This is a genomic window from Pseudomonas sp. NY15181 (assembly GCF_048068055.1).
Taxonomy (GTDB): Bacteria; Pseudomonadota; Gammaproteobacteria; order Pseudomonadales; family Pseudomonadaceae; genus Pseudomonas.
Genome location: NZ_JBLUPT010000004.1, coordinates 390,259 through 413,099, shown reverse-complemented (window position 1 = coordinate 413,099; position 22,841 = coordinate 390,259). Strand labels below are relative to the sequence as shown.

Annotated in this window: 18 protein-coding genes; 16 read left to right on the top strand and 2 right to left on the bottom strand. The window is 65.0% G+C overall.

What is annotated here, in order from left to right; translation table 11 throughout:
* Positions 1 to 1,020, bottom strand: a 1,020-nt coding sequence (locus tag ACNFBT_RS13605) for a biotin/lipoyl-containing protein (RefSeq protein WP_416750096.1), incomplete at its 3' end; no start/stop codon positions are given.
* 11 nt (positions 1,021 to 1,031) lie between these two features.
* The gene (aceE, locus tag ACNFBT_RS13600; protein ID WP_416750094.1) at positions 1,032 to 3,680 is read right to left on the bottom strand and encodes a pyruvate dehydrogenase (acetyl-transferring), homodimeric type; all 2,649 of its coding nucleotides are present in this window, start codon (positions 3,678 to 3,680) and stop codon (positions 1,032 to 1,034) included.
* A gap of 244 nt (positions 3,681 to 3,924) precedes the next feature.
* Here aceE and glnE point away from each other — a divergent pair, with 244 nt between their 5' ends.
* From glnE to ACNFBT_RS13520, 16 genes are all read left to right on the top strand, one after another.
* On the top strand, positions 3,925 to 6,870 hold the full coding sequence (glnE, locus tag ACNFBT_RS13595) for a bifunctional [glutamate--ammonia ligase]-adenylyl-L-tyrosine phosphorylase/[glutamate--ammonia-ligase] adenylyltransferase (protein ID WP_416750092.1): 2,946 nt from the start codon (positions 3,925 to 3,927) through the stop codon (positions 6,868 to 6,870).
* A 275-nt stretch (positions 6,871 to 7,145) separates the two neighbouring features.
* Positions 7,146 to 8,186, top strand: coding sequence for a lipopolysaccharide heptosyltransferase II (waaF, locus tag ACNFBT_RS13590; protein ID WP_416750090.1), 1,041 nt, complete (start codon positions 7,146 to 7,148; stop codon positions 8,184 to 8,186).
* Positions 8,187 to 9,257 (top strand): lipopolysaccharide heptosyltransferase I, encoded by a 1,071-nt coding sequence (waaC, locus tag ACNFBT_RS13585; RefSeq protein ID WP_416750089.1) that lies wholly within the window; start codon positions 8,187 to 8,189, stop codon positions 9,255 to 9,257.
* Positions 9,254 to 10,375: a glycosyltransferase family 4 protein gene (locus ACNFBT_RS13580; protein WP_416750087.1), complete on the top strand. Its 1,122-nt coding sequence runs from the start codon at positions 9,254 to 9,256 to the stop codon at positions 10,373 to 10,375. Before waaC ends, ACNFBT_RS13580 begins: the two co-directional genes overlap by 4 nt.
* Positions 10,372 to 11,178, top strand: a complete 807-nt coding sequence (rfaP, locus tag ACNFBT_RS13575; protein ID WP_416750085.1) for a lipopolysaccharide core heptose(I) kinase RfaP — start codon at positions 10,372 to 10,374, stop codon at positions 11,176 to 11,178. Before ACNFBT_RS13580 ends, rfaP begins: the two co-directional genes overlap by 4 nt.
* Positions 11,178 to 11,912, top strand: coding sequence for a lipopolysaccharide kinase InaA family protein (locus ACNFBT_RS13570; protein ID WP_416750083.1), 735 nt, complete (start codon positions 11,178 to 11,180; stop codon positions 11,910 to 11,912). The genes rfaP and ACNFBT_RS13570 overlap by 1 nt, the downstream gene beginning before the upstream one ends.
* The gene (locus ACNFBT_RS13565; RefSeq protein ID WP_416750082.1) at positions 11,909 to 12,664 is read left to right on the top strand and encodes a lipopolysaccharide kinase InaA family protein; all 756 of its coding nucleotides are present in this window, start codon (positions 11,909 to 11,911) and stop codon (positions 12,662 to 12,664) included. The genes ACNFBT_RS13570 and ACNFBT_RS13565 overlap by 4 nt, the downstream gene beginning before the upstream one ends.
* The gene (locus tag ACNFBT_RS13560; protein ID WP_416750080.1) at positions 12,661 to 14,148 is read left to right on the top strand and encodes a lipopolysaccharide kinase InaA family protein; all 1,488 of its coding nucleotides are present in this window, start codon (positions 12,661 to 12,663) and stop codon (positions 14,146 to 14,148) included. The genes ACNFBT_RS13565 and ACNFBT_RS13560 overlap by 4 nt, the downstream gene beginning before the upstream one ends.
* Positions 14,149 to 14,153: 5 nt before the next feature.
* Positions 14,154 to 15,911 carry a carbamoyltransferase gene (locus ACNFBT_RS13555; RefSeq protein ID WP_416750078.1) on the top strand — a complete coding sequence of 586 codons (1,758 nt, stop codon included), beginning with the start codon at positions 14,154 to 14,156 and terminating at the stop codon, positions 15,909 to 15,911.
* The gene (locus ACNFBT_RS13550) at positions 15,895 to 17,025 is read left to right on the top strand and encodes a glycosyltransferase (protein WP_416750076.1); all 1,131 of its coding nucleotides are present in this window, start codon (positions 15,895 to 15,897) and stop codon (positions 17,023 to 17,025) included. The genes ACNFBT_RS13555 and ACNFBT_RS13550 overlap by 17 nt, the downstream gene beginning before the upstream one ends.
* Before the next feature lie 33 nt (positions 17,026 to 17,058).
* Positions 17,059 to 18,657, top strand: a complete 1,599-nt coding sequence (locus tag ACNFBT_RS13545; protein ID WP_416750074.1) for an aldolase catalytic domain-containing protein — start codon at positions 17,059 to 17,061, stop codon at positions 18,655 to 18,657.
* 7 nt (positions 18,658 to 18,664) lie between these two features.
* On the top strand, positions 18,665 to 19,408 hold the full coding sequence (locus ACNFBT_RS13540; protein WP_416750072.1) for a 3-deoxy-manno-octulosonate cytidylyltransferase: 744 nt from the start codon (positions 18,665 to 18,667) through the stop codon (positions 19,406 to 19,408).
* Entirely contained in the window at positions 19,408 to 20,079 is a 672-nt protein-coding gene (locus ACNFBT_RS13535; RefSeq protein WP_416750070.1) for an HAD family hydrolase, read from the top strand. The genes ACNFBT_RS13540 and ACNFBT_RS13535 overlap by 1 nt, the downstream gene beginning before the upstream one ends.
* Complete coding sequence (locus tag ACNFBT_RS13530; protein WP_416750068.1) at positions 20,076 to 20,978, top strand: lipopolysaccharide core biosynthesis protein; 903 nt, start codon at positions 20,076 to 20,078, stop codon at positions 20,976 to 20,978. The genes ACNFBT_RS13535 and ACNFBT_RS13530 overlap by 4 nt, the downstream gene beginning before the upstream one ends.
* Positions 20,975 to 21,931: a glycosyltransferase family protein gene (locus ACNFBT_RS13525; RefSeq protein WP_416750066.1), complete on the top strand. Its 957-nt coding sequence runs from the start codon at positions 20,975 to 20,977 to the stop codon at positions 21,929 to 21,931. Before ACNFBT_RS13530 ends, ACNFBT_RS13525 begins: the two co-directional genes overlap by 4 nt.
* Positions 21,928 to 22,827: a glycosyltransferase family 2 protein gene (locus ACNFBT_RS13520; RefSeq protein WP_416750116.1), complete on the top strand. Its 900-nt coding sequence runs from the start codon at positions 21,928 to 21,930 to the stop codon at positions 22,825 to 22,827. The genes ACNFBT_RS13525 and ACNFBT_RS13520 overlap by 4 nt, the downstream gene beginning before the upstream one ends.
* The last annotated feature ends 14 nt before the right edge of the window (positions 22,828 to 22,841 follow it).

The following is a 22,841-nucleotide window of genomic DNA, read 5'->3' as shown; positions in this document are numbered from 1 at the left end:
CAGCCAGCTGCGGTGCAGGTTGGCGGCGCCGACCTGCATCAGGCGGGTCATGGCCACTTCTTCCACTTCGCCGAACTTGCTGAAGTCGACTTCCGGAATCGGCGGGATGCCCGCGCCACCGGTTGCGCCTGCCGGCGCGCCGGATTTGGCGCGTTGCAGTTGTTCCTTGACGAACGCCTGCACGTCTTCCTTGAGGATCCGGCCCTTGGGACCGGTGCCTTTCACTTCGGACAGCTCGACGCCGAACTCGCGGGCAACCATGCGCACGGCCGGTCCGGCATGGACCTTGGCGCCGTCACGGCTGGGCGCGCCTACCGGAGCGGCTTCCGCAGCCTTGGCCGGAGCGGCGGCAGCGGGAGCCGGGGCGGCGGGCGCAGCCGCGGCAGGAGCCGGAGCGGCAGCCGGAGCAGGTGCCGCGGCCGGAGCAGCAGCGCCTGCGACCTTGAGCTTGAGGATCAGGTCGCCGGTGCCGACTTCGTCACCGATCTTGATCGACACGCTTTCCACCACGCCGGCAGCCGGCGAGGGGATTTCCATGCTGGCCTTGTCCGATTCCAGGGTGATCAGCGACTGGTCGGCTTCGACCGTGTCGCCGGCTTTCACCATGACTTCGATGACGTTGGCCTTGCCGGCCGAGCCGATGTCCGGGACATGGATGTCCTGGACACTGGCGCCGGCGGCGGGCGCGGCAGCCGGAGCCGGGGCAGCGGCCGGAGCCTCTGCCTTCGGAGCTTCCGCTGCCGGTGCCGGAGCTTCGGCCTTGGGCGCTTCGGCAGTTGCCGAACCACCCTCGACTTCCAGCTCGAGGATCTCGTCGCCTTCCTTCAGGGTGTCGCCCACCTTGACCTTCAGGCTCTTCACCACGCCGGCTTTCGGCGAGGGGATCTCCATGCTGGCCTTGTCGGATTCCAGGGTCAGCAGGCTCTGGTCGGCCTCGACGGTATCGCCGACCTTGACCAGCAGTTCGATGACCTCACCCTGACCATTGCCGATGTCGGGTACACGAATCAGTTCGCTCATCGTGCCTCTCCTCAGCAGTCCAGCGGGTTGCGTTTTTCGGGGTTGATGCCGAACTTGGCGATGGCTTCCGCCACGACCTTGGGTTCGATATCACCGCGATCGGCCAGGGCTTCCAGCGCGGCCAGCACGACCCAGTGGCGGTCGACTTCGAAGAAGTCGCGCAGCTTGCGGCGGCTGTCGCTGCGGCCGAAGCCGTCGGTGCCCAGGACCTTGAATTCCTTGCTCGGAACCCACTGGCGGATCTGCTCGGCGTAGAGCTTCATGTAGTCGGTGGAGGCGATCACCGGGCCCTTGCGGCCGGCGAGGCACTCTTCGACGTAGCTCTGCTTCGGCTTCTGGCCCGGGTGCAGGCGGTTCCAGCGCTCCACGGCCAGGCCGTCGCGGCGCAGTTCGTTGAAGCTGGGTACCGACCAGACGTCGGCGCCGATGCCGAAGTCGTTGCGCAGGATCTTCGCGGCTTCCTCGACTTCACGCAGGATGGTGCCCGAACCCAGCAGTTGCACGTGGTGCGCGGCGTCCTTCTTGTCCTCGTCGAGGAGGTACATGCCCTTGATGATGCCTTCTTCCACGCCCTTGGGCATGGCCGGCTGAACGTAGTTCTCGTTCATCACGGTGATGTAATAGAAGATGTCCTGCTGCTCTTCGATCATCTGGCGCGAGCCTTCGCGGATGATCACCGCCAGCTCGTAGGCGTAGGTCGGATCGTAGGTGCGGCAGTTCGGGATGGTCGCCGCCAGCAGGTGGCTGTGACCGTCTTCGTGCTGCAGGCCTTCACCGTTCAGGGTGGTACGGCCGGCGGTGCCGCCGATCAGGAAACCGTGCGCGCGGCTGTCGCCAGCGGCCCAGGCCAGGTCGCCGATACGCTGGAAGCCGAACATCGAGTAGAAGATGTAGAACGGCAGCATCGGCTGGTTGTGCGTGGAGTACGAGGTACCCGCAGCGATCCAGCTGGACATGGCGCCGGCTTCGTTGATGCCTTCCTCGAGGATCTGACCTTTCTTGTCCTCGCGGTAGAACATCACCTGGTCCTTGTCGACCGGCTCGTACAGCTGGCCGACGGAGGAGTAGATACCCAGCTGGCGGAACATGCCTTCCATACCGAAGGTACGGGCTTCGTCCGGCACGATCGGGACGATGCGCGGGCCGAGTTCCTTGTCCTTGACCAGCTGCGAGATGATCCGCACGAAGGCCATGGTGGTGGAGATTTCGCGGTCGCCCGAGCCATCGAGCATGGCCTTGAGGGTTTCCAGCGGGGGAACCGGGACCTGGAAGCTCTTCTCGCGGCGAACCGGCATCACGCCACCCAGGGCGGCACGGCGGGAAGCCAGGTACTTGGCCTCGGCGCTGCCTTCTTCCGGGCGGTAGAACGGCAGGTTTTCCAGATCGGCATCCTTGATCGGGATGTCGAACTTGTCGCGGAACGACTTCAGGGACTCGACGTCGACCTTCTTGACGTTGTGCGCGATGTTCTTCGCTTCGCCCGAACCGGTACCGTAGCCCTTGATGGTCTTGGCCAGGATGACGGTCGGCTGGCCCTTGTGGTTGACCGCCTGGTGGTAGGCCGCATAGACCTTGTAGGGGTCGTGGCCGCCACGGTTGAGTTTCCAGATCTCTTCGTCGGAGAGGTCCTTGACCATCTCCAGCAGCTCGGGACGTGCACCGAAGAAGTGCTCACGCACGTAGGCGCCGTCTTTGGCCTTGTAGTTCTGGTATTCGCCGTCGATGACCTCGTCCATGCGCTGCTGCAGCAGGCCGGCGGTGTCCTTGGCGAACAGCGGGTCCCAGAAGCGACCCCAGACCACCTTGTTGACGTTCCACTCGGCGCCACGGAACACGCCTTCGAGTTCCTGGATGATCTTGCCGTTGCCGCGAACCGGGCCGTCGAGGCGCTGCAGGTTGCAGTTGATGACGAAGATCAGGTTGTCCAGCTTCTCGCGGCCGGCCAGGGAGATCGCGCCCAGGGATTCGGGCTCGTCGCACTCGCCGTCGCCCATGAAGCACCAGACCTTCTGCTTGCCGGCGGGGATGAAGCCGCGGCTTTCCAGGTACTTCATGAAGCGTGCCTGGTAGATCGCCTGGATCGGGCCCAGACCCATGGATACGGTCGGGAACTGCCAGAAGTCCGGCATCAGCCAGGGGTGCGGGTAGGAGGACAGGCCGTTGCCGTCCACTTCCTGGCGGAAGTTGTTCAGCTGGTCTTCGCTGATGCGGCCTTCGAGGAAGGCGCGGGCATAGACGCCGGGGGAGGCGTGGCCCTGGAAGAACACCAGGTCGCCGCCGTGTTCGTCGGTCGGGGCCTGGAAGAAGTAGTTGAAGCCAACGTCGTACAGGGTCGCCGAGGAGGCGAAGGAGGAGATGTGGCCGCCCAGATCCGGGTCGTTCTTGTTGGCCTTCATCACCATCGCCAGGGCGTTCCAGCGCACCAGCGAGCGGATGCGGCGTTCCATGAACAGGTCGCCAGGCATGCGGGCTTCGTGGGTTACCGGGATGCTGTTGCGGTACGGCGTGGTGATGGCGTAGGGCAGTTGGGTGCCGGACCGGCTGGCCAGCTCGCCCATGCGGGTCATCAGGTAATGGGCGCGGTCTTCACCTTCACGGTCCAGGACCGATTCCAGGGCGTCCAGCCATTCCTGGGTTTCGACGGGATCAAGGTCTTGCATGGCTTGCTCCAGGGCGGAAAGGCTTCCAGAATCGGAAGCCAGTAGATCGTTGCCGATAGCTGCGCCGGCCTCGTGGGCGACGCGGCGAATTCTTGGAAGTACACCGGGGGTGTTTCCGGCGGGTTGTAGTTTTACTACAAATCGTTGGCAGATACATCCCTCTGCCAGAAAAAGTTAGTAGTAAAACTACAGGGGCGCGAAAAGACAGGAATGCCGGCGCCTCGCCGACCCCTCAGGATAGAACATGAGCCTGCCGTCCCTGGCCGCTGTGCCGGCCACCCTGAAGCCCCTCGCCGAGCGGGCGGAGCAGAATTTCCGCACCGCCGTTTCCCAGCTTTCCCCTGAGCAGATCGCCAGCTTCGACGGCTGGCCCGACGAGCGGCATGCCGATTTCGCCCGCGTGACCGCCGGCAGCGATTTCGTCGCCGAGCAGGTCCAGCGCGATCCTGCCTTTCTATTGGAGCTGGCCGCGACCGGTGAGCTGGAGCGTGGCCTGCAGCCGGGGGAAATGCTCGCCCAGCTGGAAGCGCTGCTGCAGGATTGCGCCGATGAGGACGAACTGGGCCGCCGCCTGCGCCGTTTCCGCCGGCGCCAGCAGGTGCGCATCATCTGGCGCGACCTGAGCCGCCGCAGCGACCTGGCCGCCACCTGCCGCGACCTGTCCGGCCTTGCCGACGCCTGTATCGACCAGGCCTACCAATGGCTGTACGTCCGCCACTGCCAGCAGTTCGGCACGCCCATCGGGAATCGTTCCGGGCTGCCGCAGCACCTGATCGTACTGGGCATGGGCAAGCTGGGGGCGGGCGAGCTGAACCTGTCCTCGGACATCGACCTGATCTTCGGCTACCCCGAAGGTGGCGAGACCCAGGGCGCCAAGCGCGCGCTGGACAACCAGGAGTTCTTCACCCGCCTGGGGCAGAAGCTGATCAAGGCGCTGGACGCCATCACCGTCGAGGGCTTCGCCTTCCGCGTCGACATGCGACTGCGGCCCTATGGTTCCAGCGGCCCGCTGGTCTACAGCTTTGCCGCGCTGGAGCAGTACTACCAGGACCAGGGGCGCGACTGGGAGCGCTACGCGATGATCAAGGCGCGGGTGGTCGGCGGCGACCAGGATGCCGGCCAGCGCCTGCTGGAGATGCTGCGGCCGTTCGTCTATCGCCGCTACCTGGACTTCTCCGCCATCGAGGCGCTGCGCACCATGAAGCAGCTGATCCAGCAGGAAGTCCGGCGCAAGGGCATGAGCGAGAACATCAAGCTCGGCGCCGGCGGCATCCGCGAGGTGGAGTTCATCGCCCAGGCCTTCCAGCTGATCCACGGCGGCCGCGACCTCAGCCTGCAACAACGGCCGCTGCTCAAGGTGCTGGCGATCCTCGAAGGGCAGGGCTACCTGCCGCCGCAAGTGGTCGCCGAGCTGCGCGAGGGCTACGAATTCCTGCGCTATGCCGAGCACGCCCTGCAGGCCATCGCCGACCGGCAGACGCAGATGCTGCCGGAGGACGAGCTGGAGCGTATCCGCGTGGCCTTCATCATGGGCTACGCCAACTGGTCGGCGTTCCACGACGCCATCAACCACTGGCGCGAACGCATCGACTGGCACTTCCACCAGGTCATCGCCGACCCGGACGAAGATGAGGACGGCAAGGTCGACACCACCATCGGTGGCGAGTGGATTCCGATCTGGGAAGAGGCGGTGGATGAGGAGTCCGCCTGCCGGCAGTTCGCCGATGCCGGTTTCGCCCAGTCGGCGGCGGCCTGGAAGCGCCTGACCGACCTGCGCCACGGCCCGCAGGTGCGCGCCATGCAGCGCCTGGGGCGGGAGCGGCTGGATGCCTTCATGCCGCGCCTGCTGAACATGATCGCCGAGCGCGGCCCGGCGGACGTGCTGCTGGAGCGTACGCTGCCATTGATCGAGGCGGTGGCGCGGCGCTCGGCCTATCTGGTGCTGCTCACCGAGAACCCCGGCGCGCTGGAGCGCCTGCTGACCCTCTGTGCGGCCAGCCCGATGGTGGCCGAGCAGATCGCGCGCTTCCCTATCCTGCTTGACGAGCTATTGAATGAAGGGCGCCTGTTCCGCCCGCCACAGGCCGCCGAGCTGGGCGCCGAGCTGCGCGAGCGGCTGATGCGCATCCCCGAGGACGACCTCGAACAGCAGATGGAAACCCTCCGCCATTTCAAGCTGGCCCATGCCCTGCGCGTGGTGGCGTCGGAAATCGCCGGCACGCTGCCGCTGATGAAGGTCAGCGACTACCTGACCTGGCTGGCCGAGGCGATCCTCGAGCAGGTGCTGGCGCTGGCCTGGGACCAACTGGTGCAGCGCCACGGCCGCCCGACCCGCTCTGATGGCACGCCCTGTGATCCGGACTTCATCATCATCGGCTACGGCAAGTCCGGCGGGCTGGAGCTGGGCCACGGCTCGGACCTCGACCTGGTGTTCATCCACGACGGCGACCCGCAGAGCGAGACCGATGGCGCCAAGCCCATCGACGGTGCGCAGTTCTTCACCCGCCTGGGGCAGAAGATCATCCACTTCCTCACTGCGCAGACGCCGTCGGGCACCTTGTATGAGGTGGACATGCGCCTGCGTCCGAGCGGTGCTTCGGGCCTGCTGGTCAGCTCCCTGCGTGCCTTCGAGACCTACCAGATGGGCGAGGCCTGGACCTGGGAGCACCAGGCGCTGGTGCGCGCTCGGGTGCTGGCCGGCTGCAAGCGCGTGGCCGGCGCCTTCGAGGCGATCCGCGCCAAGGTCATCGGCCAGCAGCGCGACCTGGCCGAGCTGCGCAAGGAAGTCAGCGAGATGCGCGCCAAGATGCGCGACAACCTGGGCACCCCCGGCACGGCCGCCGGCACCGCGAAAAATGCCTTCGAGGCCGCGGCGTCGTTCGATCTCAAGCAGGATGCCGGAGGTATCGTCGATATCGAATTTATGGTGCAATACGCGGCCCTGGCCTGGTCGTGGCAGCACCCGGAGCTGCTGGAGTTCACCGACAACATCCGCATTCTGGATGGCCTGGAGCGGGTTGGCCTGATGTCCGGTGAAGATGTTCTTCGCCTGCAGGACGCCTACAGGGCCTACCGTGCAGCAGCCCATCGACTGTCCCTGCAGAAGCAGCCGGGCGTCGTGAGCGGTGACCACTTCCATGCGGAACGCCGCATGGTGATGGCGATGTGGAAGGCCTTCGAGCTGACCTGAATCACCCGGCTTCCTTCATGAACTCCCCTGAAGAACTGGCAAACATGGCGATGGCCGCCAGCTCGGCAGGGTTGTCGGCTGGGGGCTGAGGCCTGAGCAGGACTGGCCGGTTCTGGCGCTGCGCCAGGTCACAGGGAGTGACGAAATCCGCCCGGCCGGCGCGCTGGCTGGGCTAGACTGCCGGCATTCGATGCTCGGCACCACACGGCGCCGCACGGCTGGATGAATGGAGTACGGGGAGGCGAGAGCCTCCCCGGTCGTTTTTCGGAAAACGCATGAGAATTCTGATCGTAGGCCCCTCCTGGGTGGGCGACATGGTGATGGCACAGACGCTGTTCCACTGCCTGAAGCAGCGCCATCCCGATTGTGTGATCGACGTGCTGGCGCCCGACTGGAGCCGGCCGATCCTCGAACGCATGCCCGAAGTGCGCCAGGCCCTGAGCTTCCCGCTCGGCCACGGCGTGCTGGATGTCGCCGCGCGCCGGCGCATCGGCAAGTCCCTCAAGGGGCACTACGACCAGGCCATCCTGCTGCCCAACTCGCTCAAGTCGGCGCTGGTGCCGTACTTCGCGAGCATCCCCACTCGCACCGGCTGGAAGGGCGAGATGCGCTACGGCCTGCTCAACGACATCCGCGCGCTGGATAAAGAGCGCTACCCGCTGATGATCGAGCGCTTCATGGCCCTGGCCTATGAGGCCGGCGCCGAGCTGCCGCAACCTTATCCACAACCTCGCCTGTCCATCGAGGCGCAGAGCCGCGACGCCGCCCTGGCCAAGTTCGGCCTGAGCCTGGACCGCCCGGTGCTGGCGCTGTGCCCTGGCGCCGAGTTCGGCGAGGCCAAGCGCTGGCCGGCCGAGTACTACGCCAAGGTCGCCGAGGCGAAGATCCGCGCTGGCTGGCAGGTGTGGATCTTCGGCTCGAAGAATGACCATCCCGGTGGCGAAGACATTCGCTCGCGGCTGATCCCCGGTCTGCGCGAAGAGTCGGTGAACCTGGCTGGCGAGACCGCGCTGGCCGAGGCCATCGACCTGATGTCCTGCGCCGGCGCCGTGGTCACCAACGATTCCGGCCTGATGCACGTGGCCGCCGCCCTGAACCGTCCGTTGGTGGCGGTCTACGGCTCCACCTCGCCGCAGTTCACCCCGCCGCTGGCCGAGCATGTGGAAATCGTCCGTCTCGGCCTGGACTGCAGCCCCTGCTTCGACCGCGTGTGCCGCTTCGGCCACTACAACTGCCTGCGCGAACTCAGGCCGAGTCCGGTGCTCGAAGCGCTGGACCGTCTGGTCGCTGACCCGGTGGATGTGGAAGACCGCTGAATGCGAGTGCTGCTGATCAAGACGTCGTCCCTGGGCGACGTCATCCATACCCTGCCGGCGCTCACCGACGCCGCCCGCGCCATTCCCGGCATCCAGTTCGACTGGGTGGTCGAGGAAGGTTTCGCCGAGATTCCCGCCTGGCATCCGGCGGTGGCCCAGGTCATCCCGGTGGCGATCCGCCGCTGGCGCAAGAACCTCTGGCAAACGATCAAGAGCGGTGAATGGAGCCGTTTCAAGCGGCGCCTGAAGGAAGTCGACTACGACCTGGTGATCGACGCCCAGGGCCTGCTCAAGAGCGCCTGGCTGACCCGCTACGTGCGCCGTCGCACCCCGGTCGCCGGGCTGGATCGTCAGTCCGCTCGCGAGCCGGCCGCCAGCCGCTTCTATCGCCGCACCTACCCGGTCGCCTGGGGCCAGCACGCCGTTGAGCGCGTGCGCCAGTTGTTCGCCCAGGCGCTGGACTACCCGCTGCCCACCGGCACCGGTGACTACGGCCTGGACCGCAGCCGCCTGCTGGATTCGGTGGAAACCGAGCCCTACCTGGTATTCCTGCACGGCACCACCTGGGTCACCAAGCACTGGCCCGAGGCCTACTGGCGCGAGTTGGCCGAGCGCATGGGCGAGCGCGGCTGGTCGGTGCGCCTGCCCTGGGGCAACGACGCCGAGCGCCAGCGCGCCGAGCGGCTGGCCCAGGGCTTGGAAAATGCCTCGGTGCTCCCCAAATTAAGCCTTGCAGGCATGGCCAAGGTACTGGCCGGCGCTTCCGCCTGCGTGGCGGTCGACACAGGGCTCGGACACCTGGCGGCCGCGCTGGACGTGCCGACCCTATCGCTGTTCGGCCCGACCAATCCGGGCCTGACCGGTGCCTACGGGCGCTCGCAGGTACACCTGGGCAGTGATTGGCCCTGCGCCCCCTGCCTGCAGAAGACCTGCACCTACCAGCCGACGGCCGAAGACAAGCGCCAGTTCGACCTGCGGCATGAACAGCCCCTGTGCTTCACGCGCCTCAACCCGCAGCGCGTGGCGATACAACTGGAGGCACTGCTGCTGGCCCCGGAGACGCTTCGATGACCCTGGCTTTCGTCCTCTACAAATACTTCCCCTTCGGCGGGCTGCAGCGTGACTTCATGCGCATCGCCCTGGAGTGCCAGCAGCGCGGCCATGCCATCCGCGTCTACACGCCGATCTGGGAAGGCGAAGTGCCTCCGGGTTTCGACGTACGCGTGGCGCCGGTGAAGTCGCTGTTCAATCATCGCCGCAACGAGAAATTCAGCGCCTGGCTGGCCGCGGATCTCGCGCGCTCGCCGGTGGACCGGGTGGTCGGCTTCAACAAGATGCCGGGCCTGGATCTGTATTACGCCGCCGACGGCTGCTTCGAGGACAAGGCGCAGACCCTGCGCAACTCCTTCTATCGCCGCTGGGGCCGCTACAAGCACTTCGCCGACTACGAGCGCGCGGTGTTTGCGCCCGAGTCCAAGACCGAGATCCTGATGATCTCCGAGGTCCAGCAGCCGCTGTTCATCAAGCATTACCGGACGCCTGCGGCACGCTTCCACCTGCTGCCGCCGGGCATTGCCCAGGATCGTCGCGCGCCGGCCAATGCCGCCGAAATCCGCGCCGAGTTCCGCCGTGAGTTCAAGCTGGCCGATGACGACCTGCTGCTGGTGCAGATCGGCTCCGGCTTCAAGACCAAGGGGCTGGACCGCAGCCTCAAGGCGCTGGCCGCGCTGCCGCGAGCGCTGCGCAAGCGCACCCGGCTGATCGCCATTGGCCAGGACGACCCCAAGCCCTTCCTGCTGCAGGTCAAGGCGCTGGGATTGTCGGACAACGTGCAGATCCTCAAGGGACGCAGCGACATCCCGCGCTTCCTGCTCGGCGCCGACTTGCTGATCCACCCGGCCTACAACGAAAACACCGGCACCGTGCTGCTGGAGGCGGTGGTGGCGGGGCTGCCGGTGCTGGTCACTGATGTCTGCGGCTACGCTCACTACATCGACGAAGCCAAGGCCGGTCGCGTGGTGCCGTCGCCCTTCGAGCAGGAGCGCTTCAACGCCCTGCTCAAGGACATGCTGGAGGACGATGCGGCGCGCGCCGAGTGGTCGCGTAACGGTCTGGCCTTCGCCGACACTGCCGATCTCTACAGCATGCCGCAGCATGCCGCCGACCTGATCCTGCGGGAGCGCGCATGAAGCTGGACCTGAGAGAGCCCTTCAAGACCCTGTGGGCCGGCAAGGACCCCTTCGTCGAGGTCGAGCGCCTGCAGGGCAAGGTCTACCGCGAACTGGAAGGCCGCCGCACGCTGCGCACCGAAGTCGACGGGCGTGGCTACTTCGTGAAGATCCACCGCGGTATCGGCTGGGGCGAGATCGTCAAGAATCTCTTCAGCGTCAAGTTGCCGGTGCTCGGCGCGGGCCAGGAGCAGCGCGCCCTGGAGCGCCTGCACCAGGCCGGCGTGGCGACCATGACCGCGGTGGCCTATGGCGAGCGCGGCGGCAATCCGGCCGCCCAGCATTCGTTCATCATCACCGAGGAGTTGGCGCCGACCACCGACCTGGAAGTGTTGTCGCTGGACTGGCTGCAGCAGCCGCCGCAGCCGCGCCTGAAGCGCGCGCTGATCGCCGAAGTGGCGAAGATGGTCGGCACCATGCACCGCGCCGGGGTCAACCACCGCGACTGCTACATCTGCCATTTCCTGCTGCACACCGACCGTCCGGTCAGCGCCGACGACCTGCGCCTGTCGGTGATCGACCTGCACCGCGCCCAGACCCGCGCCGCGACGCCGCGCCGCTGGCGCAACAAGGACCTGGCAGCGCTTTATTTTTCCGCGCTGGACATCGGCCTGACGCGCCGCGACAAACTGCGCTTCCTGCGTGATTACTTCGGTAAGAATCTGCGTGACATCCTGCGCGACGAGGCCGCGCTGCTGGCGTGGATGGAGCGCAAGGCCGCCAAGCTGTACGACCGCAAGCAACGTTATGGAGACCTGCTCTGATGGCCGGCTGGGCACTCGAAGCCGACTACCAGCACCTGGATGCCGACTTCGGCAGCCTGGACGCCGTGTTCGCGCTGGAGGGCGAGCGCATCACCAAGGATGCGATGTCCGATGTCGTTCGCGTGGAGCGCGATGGCGTGCGCTATTACGTCAAACGCTACCGCAAGCCGGGCAAGGGCTTCCGGCGCTACCTGCCGCGCCCGCGGGTCAAGGCCGAGTGGCAGAACCTCAAGCAGTTCGCCAAGTGGGGCATTCCCACGGCGCAGGTGGTGGCCCACGGCCTGGAGCGCGTCGACGGCGCCTTCTCCCGTGGTGCGATCATCACCCGCGAGCTGGTCGGCACCGAGGATCTCCACGCCCTGGCCAAGCGCAACGACCCGCGCCTGCAGGATCGCGCCTGGGTCGAGCACGTCAGCCGGCAGCTGGCGACCTACACGCGGATCATGCATGACAACCACTTCACCCATAACGACCTGAAGTGGCGCAACGTCCTGGTGGATGAAGCCGGCAAGGTGTATTTCATCGATTGCCCGATCGGCGGCTACTGGGTCAGCTTCATGCTCCGGTATCGCATCACCAAGGACCTGGCGACCCTCGACAAGGTCGCCAAGTATCACCTGTCGTACACCCAGCGCCTGCAGTTCTACCTGCTGTACCGGCGCCGCGAGCGACTCAACGCCTCGGACAAGAAGCGCGTGCGGCGCATCGTCCATTTCTTCGAGGGACGCGAGTGAAGGATTTCATTGCCAGCGACGATCAGGCGCTGCTCGAGCGCAACGCCCTGGCCGATTTCGACGCCCTGTGGAACCTGCAGCTGGAAGCCGTGGACGAGCCCAACACCGAGCGCGGTGGCTGGAGCAGCGTCTACCGCCTGGAGCTGGACGGCACCGCCTACTACCTCAAGCGCCAGAGCAACCACTTGACCCGCAGCGTCCGCAAGCCCATGGGCGAGCCGACCTTCAGCCGCGAGTTCCGCAATATCCAGCGCTACCACCAGCTCGGCATCCCCTCGATGCAGGCGGCCTTCTTCGGCGCGCGGCAGGTGGGCGGCGAACGCCGGGCGATCCTGATGACCCGAGCCCTGGACGGCTGGCGCGACCTGGACAGCCTGCTGCAGGGCTGGTCGAACCTCTCCGCCGAGCGGCGCCAGGCCATCCTGTGGGCCTGCGGCATGCTTGCCCGCCGCCTGCACGAGGCCGGGCAGATGCACGGCTGCTTCTACCCCAAGCACATTTTCCTGCGCGAGACGGACGACGCCTTCGAAGCGACCCTGATCGACCTGGAGAAGACCCGTCCGCTGTGGTTCGGCCAGCGCGACCGCGTGCGCGACCTCGAACCGCTGCTGCGCCGTGCGCCGGACTGGAACGAGACCGACGTGCGCAACCTGCTGGCGGCCTATCTCGGCACCTCGGCCAGCGGTCGGGAGGTCGATGACTGGTACCGCCGCCTCGGCGCCCGCCGCAAGAAGAAGGAAGGCCGCGCATGAGGTTGTCCGCCCTGCGCGACGCCGGCCGTACTCCCGCGCTGCCGCTGCGCGTCGAGCTGGAGGATGGTGCCGGCACCGCCGAACTGCGCCTGGACAGCCTGCTGCGCGTACTGCCCGGGCAGCGCTATGTCGGTGCGGCCAACTGGCGTGGCCGTCCGGTGCTGGCCAAGTTGCTGGTCGGCGGCAAGGCCGCGCGGCACTTCCAGCGCGAGCGCGAAGGCGTGCGCCTGCTCGCCGAGCAGGGCCTGACCACGCCGCAGCTTCTGGCTGACGGCCTGAAGGATGGTGAGGGCGGCTGGCTGCTCTTCGAATTCCTGGATAGCGCCCAGAGTCTCTGGGATGCCTGGCGCGCCGTGGAAGGCCAGCCGGTTTTGTCCGATGAACAGACCGCGATCATCGCCGAAGCCCTGACCGCCATCGCCCGGATGCATGCCAAAGGCCTGTGGCAGGAAGACCTGCACCTGGACAACCTGCTGCGCCACGGCGGCCAGCTGTACCTGATCGACGGCGCCGGCATCCGCGCGGAAACGCCCGGCCAGCCGCTGTCGCGCAAGCAGGTGCTGGAAAACCTCGGGGTGTTCTTCGCCCAGCTGCCGGCCAGCCTCGATCCGTATCTGGAAGAGCTGCTGATCCACTATCTGCTGGCCAACGGCGAGCACGCGCTGCCGCTGGAAGCCCTGCAGAAGGAAATCGCCAGGGTGCGGCGCTGGCGCGTCGGCGACCTGATGAAGAAGATCGCCCGCGACTGCAGCCTGTTCAGCGTGTTCAAGGGGCCGTTCGGCCTGCGCGCGGTGCGTCGCGAGGAAGAGTCCGACCTGCAGCCGCTGCTGGCCGATCCGGATGCCTACATCAATCGCGGACACATCTACAAAACCGGCGGCGCGGCGACTGTGGCGCGGGTCGAGCTGGATGGCCGTCCGCTGGTCATCAAGCGTTACAACATCAAGAACCTGCTGCACTGGTTCAAGCGCTTCTGGCGCCCTAGTCGCGCCTGGGCTTCGTGGCGCGAAGGCAACCGCCTGGACTTCCTCGGCATCGCCACTCCGCGCCCACTGGCGGTACTCGAACGTCGTTGGTTCTGGCTGCGCGGCCCGGCCTTCCTTATTACCGATTACCTGGCGGGTCAGGATATAATCGCCCGTTTCAAACCCTACCTGGACCAACCGGAGGGGGGCGGCCTGCCGCCAGAATCGGATCTTGCGGCCCTGGACAGACTGTTCGCGGCGCTGGTGCGCGAGCGCATCAGCCATGGCGACCTGAAGGGGCACAACCTGTTCTGGCAGGAGCAGGGCGAAGGCGGGCAGTGGTCGTTGATCGACCTCGATGCCATGCAGCGCCACTCGCGAGAAGCGAGCTTCGCCCGCGCCTATGCCCGTGACCGTGCGCGCTTCCTGCGCAACTGGCCAGAGGGCAGCGCACTGCACCAGCTGCTCGAAGAACGTTTACCGCGGGTGCCCGGCACCCGCCCAGATGAAAGAGGCTAGACCCTGTGGCATTGACCATCCTCGGCCTGTCCGGCGCCGTAAGCCATGACCCTTCCGCCGCCCTGTACATCGACGGCAAGCTGGTCGCGGCCGTCGAAGAAGAGCGCTTCGTCCGCGACAAGCACGCGAAGAACCGCATGCCCTACGAGTCCGCCAAGTTCTGCCTGGAACAGGCCGGGATCAAGCCGTCGGACGTTGACGTGGTGGCCATTCCCTTCGCCCCCATCAGCATCTTCGACAAGGCCCGCTGGCACTACGCCAAGCGCTACGCCTACGCGCCGGACCGCGCGCTGGACGCCATCCTGCTCGGCAACCGCCGCTACCACCGCTACTACAAACGCATCCAGTGGTGCTTGCAGCAGCTGGGCTTCGACCTGAAGAAGACCAAGATCCAGCCGGTCGAGCACCACCTGGCCCACGCTTCCAGCGCCTACCACTGCTCTGGCTTCAAGGAGAAGACCGCGATCCTCGGGATCGACGGCAAGGGCGAATACGCCACCACCTTCTTCGGCTACGGCGAGAACGGCAAGATCCACAAGATCAAGGAGTTCTACGATCCGGACTCCCTGGGCGGCCTGTACGGCGCGCTGACCGAATACCTCGGCTTCGACATGCTCGACGGCGAGTTCAAGGTCATGGGCATGGCGCCCTACGGCGACGCCAGCAAGTACGATTTCTCCCGCCTCGCCAAGTTCGAGAACGGCGAGCTGATCATCAACACCGACTACGCCAACGTCATCGGCTTCCGCCGCTACAAGGAAAAAGGCAAGGGCTACTACTTCTCGCCCAAGCTGATCGAGTGGCTCGGCCCGAAGCGTGAAGGCGACATCGCCGACGATCCGTATATCCATTACGCCGCCAGCATCCAGGCGCTGTTCGAGAAGCTGGCGCTGGAGATGATGGATTACTACCTGGGCGACATCATCCGCGAGACCGGCAAGATCGCCTTCGCCGGCGGCTGCGCGCTGAACGTCAAGCTCAACCAGAAGATCATCGCCCGTCCCGAGGTCAAGGAGCTGTACGTGCAGCCCGCGGCCAGTGATGCCGGCACCGCCGTTGGCGCGGCCGCCTACGTGTCCTGGGAGCGCGGCGTGCCGGTCGAGAAGATGGAACACGTCTACCTCGGCCCGGAATACAGCAACGAAGACGTCATCGCCGCCTGTGCCCGCCACGAGGCCAAGCCGGTCTGGCGCAAGATCGACAACGTATCCGAGCTGATCGCCAAGGTGCTGGTGGACGGCAACCCGGTGGCCTGGTTCCAGGGCCGCATGGAGTTCGGCCCGCGCGCCCTGGGCGGTCGCTCGATCATCGGCTGCCCGAGCGTGCCTGGCGTGGCTGACCGTATCAACGCGCAGATCAAGTTCCGCGAGCGCTGGAGACCCTTCTGCCCGTCGATGCTCGATACCGTCGGCCCGCAGATGTTCAAGATCGACCACCCGGCTCCGTTCATGACCTTCACCTTCGAAGTCAACGAAGAGTGGAAGACCCGCGTGCCGGAAGTCGTCCACGAGGACGGCACCTCCCGCGCCCAGGTGCTCAAGCGCGAGTTCAACCCGCGCTACTACGACATGATGAAGGAGCTGGAGAAGCTCACCGGCAATGGCGTGGCGCTCAACACCTCGCTGAACCGCCGTGGCGAGCCGATGATCTGCTCGCCCACCGACGCCCTGAACATGTTCTACGGCTCGGACCTGCAATACCTGATCATGCAGGACATCCTGGTGGTCAAGGACGGCGCGGCGGCCTATGACTCGCTCGGCTGAACCGCGCGTCCTGCAGTTCTGCCACGGCTATGACGGGCCCTTCCTGGATTGCGCCCGTCAGTACGCCAGCCTGTTCGCCGGCACCGGCTACCGGGTCACCACGGTGTTCCTCACCGGAGTGCCCGATCCCGAAGTCGCCGCCGGCTGTGCCAGCGACGAGGTGCTGTTCCTCGACTACAGCTCGCGGGACATCCGCGGGCTGAAGCTCAAGGCGATCCGCGACCTGCGCGAGATCGCCCGCTCCCGCGACTTCCGCTTCTGCATCGCGCACCGCTTCAAGCCGACCTGGATCGCCATGCTCGGCACCAGGCTGCCGATCATTGGCGTGCACCACGGTTTCGGTGACTTCCAGCGCCTGGGTCGTAAGCTGTTCGCCCGCATCTTCGCCAAGCGCCTGAGTCTGCTCGGGGTGTCCAACGCCGTACGCGACGAGATTCGCGCCTGTTTGCCAGCCTGGCCGAAGGAGCGCATCGAGACGCTGTACAACCGTGTCGATGTCGATGCGCTGCAGGCCGCTCAGGTCGACCGCTATCCGGCGCGCCAGCACCTGGGACTGGCGGACAACGCCTGGGTGGTCGGCAACGTCGGTCGCCTGCATCCTGACAAGGATCAGGCAACCCTGCTGCGAGGCTTCGCCCAGGCACTGCCGCGCCTGCCGCACAACAGCCTGCTGGCGATCCTCGGCAAGGGCCGCCTGGAAGAAGAACTCAAGGACCTGGCCCGTGAGCTGGGCATCGCCGAGCGCGTGCTGTTCCTCGGCCAGGTGCCGGATGCCAAGCGCTACTTCAAGGCCTTCGACGTCTTTGCCCTGAGCTCCGACCACGAGCCGTTCGGCATGGTCCTGCTGGAGGCGATGGCTGCGGGCGTGCCGGTGATCGCGACCGCTGGCGGTGGCGCTGGTGAAGTGGTCGAAGGCGTCGGCATCCTGTTCCCGCAGCGCGACGAAAAGGCACTGGCAGAAGGCCTCGGGCACATGGCGGCACTCGACCGAGGCCAGCGCGAGGCCTGCGCGCAACAGATGGAGCAACGCCTGCAGACGCGTTTCTCCGACGCTGCTGTGCGTCGGGAATTCTGGAGCTTGCCGCAGGTGAAGGCGCTCGTCAGCGACCACTGATACGCTTCCTTTCCGCGCCCGAGGGATGAATACGTGAGCGATTCCAAGGCTTTCCTGCTGGATTGCACGCTGCGCGACGGCGGCTACTACAACAATTGGGACTTCGACGCCGAGTTGGTCCGGGACTACCTGCAGGCCATGGCTGCCGCTGGTGTCGATTGCGTGGAACTGGGCCTGCGCGGTTTTCCCCGGAATGGTTTCCGTGGCGGCTATGCGTATAGCAGCGACGCGTTCCTGGTCAGCCTGCCGCTCATCCCCGGCGTCTGCTATGGGGTGATGGTCAATGCGAGTGAGTTGTTGCAGCACGCCGATGGCGCGCTTGTGGCGGTTTCCCAGCTGTTCTGCCCTGCGGCTGAATCTCCTGTAGGCCTGGTGCGTATCGCCAGCCATGCTCATGAGTTCGAGGCGGTTTTGCCAGCCTGCCAATGGCTCAAGGAGCAGGGGTACAAGGTGGGCATCAACCTAATGCAGATTGCCGAGCAGTCCGACGACACCGTCGTTCGACTGGCCGGGGCAGCTCAAGGCAGCGGGGTGGATGTCCTCTATTTCGCCGACAGCATGGGCAGCCTGTCGCCCACGGACGTGCGTTCGATCATCGGCCTGCTGCGTCAGGGGTGGAATGGGCCGCTGGGCATTCATGCTCATGACAATCGCGCGCTGGCACACGCCAATACGCTGGAGGCCATCGCGGCCGGAGCAACCTGGGTCGATGGAACAGTGCTCGGCATGGGGCGAGGCCCTGGCAATGCCCGTATCGAATACCTGGCCATGCAGCGTGGCACTGGCAACCTGTCGCCCTTGCTGCAACTGGTCTCCCGGCGTTTCCAGCCGATGCAGCAGCGCTATGGCTGGGGGACCAACCCCTTCTACTATCTGGCCGGAATGCACGGCATCCACCCGACCTACATCCAGGAGATGCTTGCCGACTCACGCTACAGCAATTCGGATCTGCTGGTGGCGATTCAAGCGTTGCGTGCCAGCGGCGGCAAGAAGTTCAACCCCGAAACGCTGGAAGCTTCGCGCCACTTCTACCACGGCGCGCCCCATGGCAAGTGGGCGCCGCAGGAACAGCTGGACGGTCGGGAAGTACTGCTTCTGGCGAGCGGCGAAGGTGTGGCGAGGCATCGGGAGGCTATCGAGCAGTACATCCGCAGGGCGCGGCCTGTTGTCCTGGCTTTGAACACGCAGACGGACATCGCGCCAGAGTTGATCGATCTGCGAGCGGCCTGTCATCCGTTGCGCCTGATGGCGGACGGCGCCGAGCACCTGCAATTGCCGCAGCCGCTCATTACGCCGGCCGGTATGTTGCCCGAAGATGTACGCGTTTCGCTCCAGGGCAAGACACTACTGGACTTCGGCCTGTCGATCGATAAGCAGGGCTTTGGTTTCCATGCCCGGCACTGTACATTGCCGACGTCCCTGGTGGCGGCCTATGCCTTGGCGGTGGCGGCCAGTGGTAATGCGCGGCGGGTGTTGCTGGCGGGCTTTGACGGTTATCCGGGTGAAGACCCGCGTAATGTCGAAGTCAACGATGTGCTCGAGGCCTTTCTGGCTCACGATGCTACGCCTGAATTGCTTGCCGTGACGCCTACCCGGTACCAGATTCCCTGCTCTTCCATTTATGCCCTTTGAGTCTCCCATGGTCGTTCAGCCTGATTACGCCGTCATCATTCCCGCTCGTTACCAGTCCAGCCGCTTGCCAGGCAAACCGCTGGTGCTTCTCGAGGGCGTGCCGATGATAGTGCGAACGTACCGGCAGTGTCTGAAGGTCTGTCCTGCAGAGCGAATTCACGTCGCTACCGACGACCAGCGCATCCGCGATGTATGTGAGCAGCACGGTATCTCGGTGCTGATGACGTCGTCGCAGTGCCTGACCGGCACCGACCGGCTGGCGGAGTGCGCGCGGCAACTTCCCGCAGAAGTTTTCATCAACGTTCAGGGTGATGAGCCGGTATTCAACCCCGAGGACCTGCGTCGCATGATCGACGCCTGCAGCACGTGGCCGGGTGAAGTGCTCAATGGCTACTGCGCCATCGAGGAAGAAGCGCAGTTCCGCAGCACCAGTACGCCCAAGGTCGTCCTGCGTCCCGACGGGCGTTTGCTCTACATGTCCCGCACGACCATCCCGGGCACCAAGAGCAATGAATTCGTTCGCGGCTGGCGGCAGGTCTGCCTCTATGCGTTCCCCCGTGAGGCGCTGGCGGCCTTTGCGGCTTGCCAGAGCAAAACGCCGCTGGAGAGCCTGGAGGACATCGAGATCCTGCGATTCCTGGAACTGGGTTGGGAAGTGCGCATGCTCGAGTTGTCCCAGGACTCCATCGCTGTGGACAACCCCGAGGATGTGGCGACGGCCGAGGCGGCCGTCCGGGCGCGGGGGCTCTGATGCTGCGCCCTCTTGCCGACTATCGCTGCCTGGTGTTCGATTGCGACGGTGTCGTACTCGATTCCAATGCCGTGAAGACGCGGGCCTTCCATCAGGTCGCGCTGCCCTTTGGAGCCGCCGCTGCGCAAGCGTTCGTCGATTATCACCAGGCCAATGGCGGCATTTCCCGTTATCGCAAGTTCGAGTACTTCCTGCGGGAGATTGTCAGGACAAGCGACGTGCAGGATCATCTGCCAGACCTCCTCGACCGTTATGCCAGCGCCGTGCGTGAGGGGCTGCTGGAGTGCGCGGTTGCTCCCGGCTTGCGTGAGATGCGCGAGCATCTGCCGCAGAGTCGCTGGCTGATAGTGTCTGGCGGCGATGAAGCCGAGTTGCGCGAGGTGTTCGCTGTCCGGGGGCTGGACGCGCTTTTCGATGGCGGCATTTTCGGCAGTCCGACGCCGAAGGACCGCATTCTTGCCCGCGAGCAGGCCGCGGGTAATATCACGGGGCTTTCACTGTTCCTGGGCGACAGCCGCTTCGATCATCAGTGCGCTGAGGCGGCAGGGCTCGACTTTGTCTTCCTCGATGGCTGGAGCGAATTCCATGACGCCCCCTCCTATTTCGCCGACAAGCCTGTGACTTGGTGTCGCGATATCCAGGCACTGCTCGAGGCTGAAACAGAACGATGAGCGCCGTGGCTCTGGAAGTTGCCCGTTCAGGGGCGCGCGGCTTGCGGCTGCCTGATGGGCGGTGCCGGCCACTGCCTTCGTGGGAGCCGCTGCATAACAGTTGCACTGGTTGCGTATTCATCATCGCCTCGGGGCCTTCGGCGGCCGAGTTTCCGATTCAGCGTTATGCCGACGTGCCGATGATTGCTATGAACGGCTCAATCGCTTGCTTCGAGCCCGCCGGTCTACGGCCGCTCTTTTATCTATGCGATGACGCTGGGGTTGCGGAAAAGAAAAGCACGGCACTGGCCAGTGGCATTCGCCTGTCCCGCTGGTCCGCGCTGAGCCTGGAGTCGATGCAGCGCCTATATGAAAGGGAGCCGCAGTCGCTCGAGGCGGACAGCCTCTTGCTGATGGAGCGCGTCAATCGCTGGATTGGCGTAAAGCGGTGCTCGGATCGGGCGTTTGCCTGGTCAGCCAGACGGGATCCTGACTTCGTCATGCGCTGGTCGTTGTTCAGCCAAACGGCCAACCGCATTGGTTTCAGCCGCAATTATGCGCGCGGCTACTTCAATGCTCGCACCATCGCTTACGCGGCCATTCAACTGGCGTATTACCTGGGCTTTGCCAAGGTATTTCTGGTCGGTGTGGACATGGACTCATCACTGGGCCAGTTTTACGACCCAGCTGGTACCCAGGTCAAAAGCCGCCTTGACGGCGATTTCGATGGGCATATCCTGCCGCATTTCAACATTCTGGCGCAGCGAGTCATCGGTGCGGATTTCCAGGTGTTCAATCTTTCCCGCGACAGCCGGCTGCCCGGCGAGTTGATCCCGAAGGTCAGCCTTGCTCAGGTGGATGACCTTATAGCGTCAACTGCGTCGCAGCCATTGGCTCCAGAGGTGGGCAAGTTGGTATGAAGGTTCTGTTCCTGGTCCAGAAAGAACAACGCGCCATCCTCGATCGTCTGTATGACGGTATCGCCGAGCATTGCGAGTGCGACCTGCGCTGGCTGACCAGCGACGAGCAGGCCAACCTGCGCCGTTACTTCCGTGAGCACGTGGATGTCGCGAAGTACGATCGCATCCTGTTCTTCCTGCGTTTCAAGAAGGAAATGCGCCAGGCCGCCTTCATCCGCAGCGTGCCCAATCTGGTCATCCTCGAACACGACGCCTACCAGAACTACATCCCTTGCAAGTACACCGGGAAGTTCAGCGCGCACTATCGTCGCCTGCCATGGGCGCGCGTGATCAGCTCAGGCTTCATGGTCAGCGAGCGGCTGCGTCAGGAAGGCTTCGACGCGGTTTTCGTGCCCAAGGGTTACGACCAGGATCTGCTTCATGATCTTGGGCGCGAGCGCGATATCGACCTGGCTTTCGTGGGCAGCACCGGCAGTGTTGCGTACAGTGGGCGCAAGGCGCTGCTGGACGAGCTGGGCAAGGTGGAAAACCTGCTGGTCACCAAGACCAATTCGGGCGAGGACTACCTGAACACCCTCAATCGCATTCGCTTCTTCGTCAGCGCGGATGTCGGCATGGGGGAGTATATGATCAAGAATTTCGAGGCCATGGCCTGCGGCTGCGTGCTGCTGGCGTACGACCAGGGCGAGGCGGAGAACCGTGCGCTCGGGTTGCAGGATATGCACAACGTGGTGCTGTATCGCGATGTGGCCCAGTTGCGTAGCAAACTGCATCAATTGCGGTCTGATCCGCAACAGGTGGTGCGGATTGCCGAGGCGGGGCGGAAGCTGGCACAGGAAGGCTTCGGATTCGGGCAGATTGGCGCGCGGATCGTCCAGGCCATGACGCCTCCACTGCGTGAGCGGCCGCAGGCTGGCGCGCTGGAACGCCTGCGTCTGGCACTGGGAATCTGACCGTGTCCAGTCCAACGGCCGTTGCCGCGGGGGTTGTGGAATACCCTCTGATTTCCGTACTGGTGCCTTGTTACAACCGCGAGCGTTACATCGAAGAGACGCTGCTGAGCATTCTCGAACAGGACTATCCGAACTTCGAATTGATCGTGGTGGACGACGGTTCGCAGGATGCCAGCGTCGAGAAGATTCAGGCGCTGCAGCAGCGCTATGGCTTCCAGCTCTACCGCCAGGTCAATCAGGGCGTCAGCGCCGCACTCAATACGGCCTTGAGTCATGCCCGCGGTGAACTGGTGGCAACACCGGACTCCGACGACATCATGATGCCGGGGCGCTTGAGCCTTCAGGCCAAGTATATGAAGGAGCACCCTGAGGTCGGTTGCCTTGGCGGGCGTGTCGTCTACATCGATGCGGATGGCAAGCGCCTTAAGAGCGAGCAAGGCGATAGTGTGCGTCGCTACAGCTTCGACGAGTTGCTGGGGCGAGCCATCGCCATCGGCGCGACCGTGGCCATGTACCGACGCGAGGCCATCGAGCGGGTTGGTCGCTATGAACCGGAGATTCGCATCCAGGATTTCCAGATGACCCTGAAAATCGCGTATCAGGGCTATCGGGTCGAGGTGCTGCCGGAGGTGGTCAGCGGCTACCGCCGTCATGAAGGCAACCTGTCGAAGACGGCCTACAAGCGCCAGCTCGATTACGACCGCATGGCCGTTGCCCCTTACCGTGATCATCCGGCCTATGCCGCAGGCATGACCTGCATCGTCAACAAGGCGCTCAAGCAGTCCGTCGTTGGCGATAAGGCTTATGCCTGGTCGCTGTTGCTCCGATTGCCGCCTTGGCGCTGGAATCGCGTCACCTTGCGACGGATTCGCCATTTGTTGTTCAAGTTCGGGTAGGAAGAAGTTTTTCG

Excerpts from the sequence above, each read along its gene's own strand:
- aceE (WP_416750094.1), bottom strand. The coding sequence starts at position 3,680 with ATGCAAGACCTTGATCCCGTCGAAACCCAGGAATGGCTGGACGCCCTG.
- glnE (WP_416750092.1), top strand. The coding sequence starts at position 3,925 with ATGAGCCTGCCGTCCCTGGCCGCTGTGCCGGCCACCCTGAAGCCCCTC.
- waaF (WP_416750090.1), top strand. The coding sequence starts at position 7,146 with ATGAGAATTCTGATCGTAGGCCCCTCCTGGGTGGGCGACATGGTGATG.
- waaC (WP_416750089.1), top strand. The coding sequence starts at position 8,187 with ATGCGAGTGCTGCTGATCAAGACGTCGTCCCTGGGCGACGTCATCCAT.
- ACNFBT_RS13580 (WP_416750087.1), top strand. The coding sequence starts at position 9,254 with ATGACCCTGGCTTTCGTCCTCTACAAATACTTCCCCTTCGGCGGGCTG.
- rfaP (WP_416750085.1), top strand. The coding sequence starts at position 10,372 with ATGAAGCTGGACCTGAGAGAGCCCTTCAAGACCCTGTGGGCCGGCAAG.
- ACNFBT_RS13570 (WP_416750083.1), top strand. The coding sequence starts at position 11,178 with ATGGCCGGCTGGGCACTCGAAGCCGACTACCAGCACCTGGATGCCGAC.
- ACNFBT_RS13560 (WP_416750080.1), top strand. The coding sequence starts at position 12,661 with ATGAGGTTGTCCGCCCTGCGCGACGCCGGCCGTACTCCCGCGCTGCCG.
- ACNFBT_RS13550 (WP_416750076.1), top strand. The coding sequence starts at position 15,895 with ATGACTCGCTCGGCTGAACCGCGCGTCCTGCAGTTCTGCCACGGCTAT.
- ACNFBT_RS13540 (WP_416750072.1), top strand. The coding sequence starts at position 18,665 with ATGGTCGTTCAGCCTGATTACGCCGTCATCATTCCCGCTCGTTACCAG.
- ACNFBT_RS13535 (WP_416750070.1), top strand. The coding sequence starts at position 19,408 with ATGCTGCGCCCTCTTGCCGACTATCGCTGCCTGGTGTTCGATTGCGAC.
- ACNFBT_RS13530 (WP_416750068.1), top strand. The coding sequence starts at position 20,076 with ATGAGCGCCGTGGCTCTGGAAGTTGCCCGTTCAGGGGCGCGCGGCTTG.
- ACNFBT_RS13525 (WP_416750066.1), top strand. The coding sequence starts at position 20,975 with ATGAAGGTTCTGTTCCTGGTCCAGAAAGAACAACGCGCCATCCTCGAT.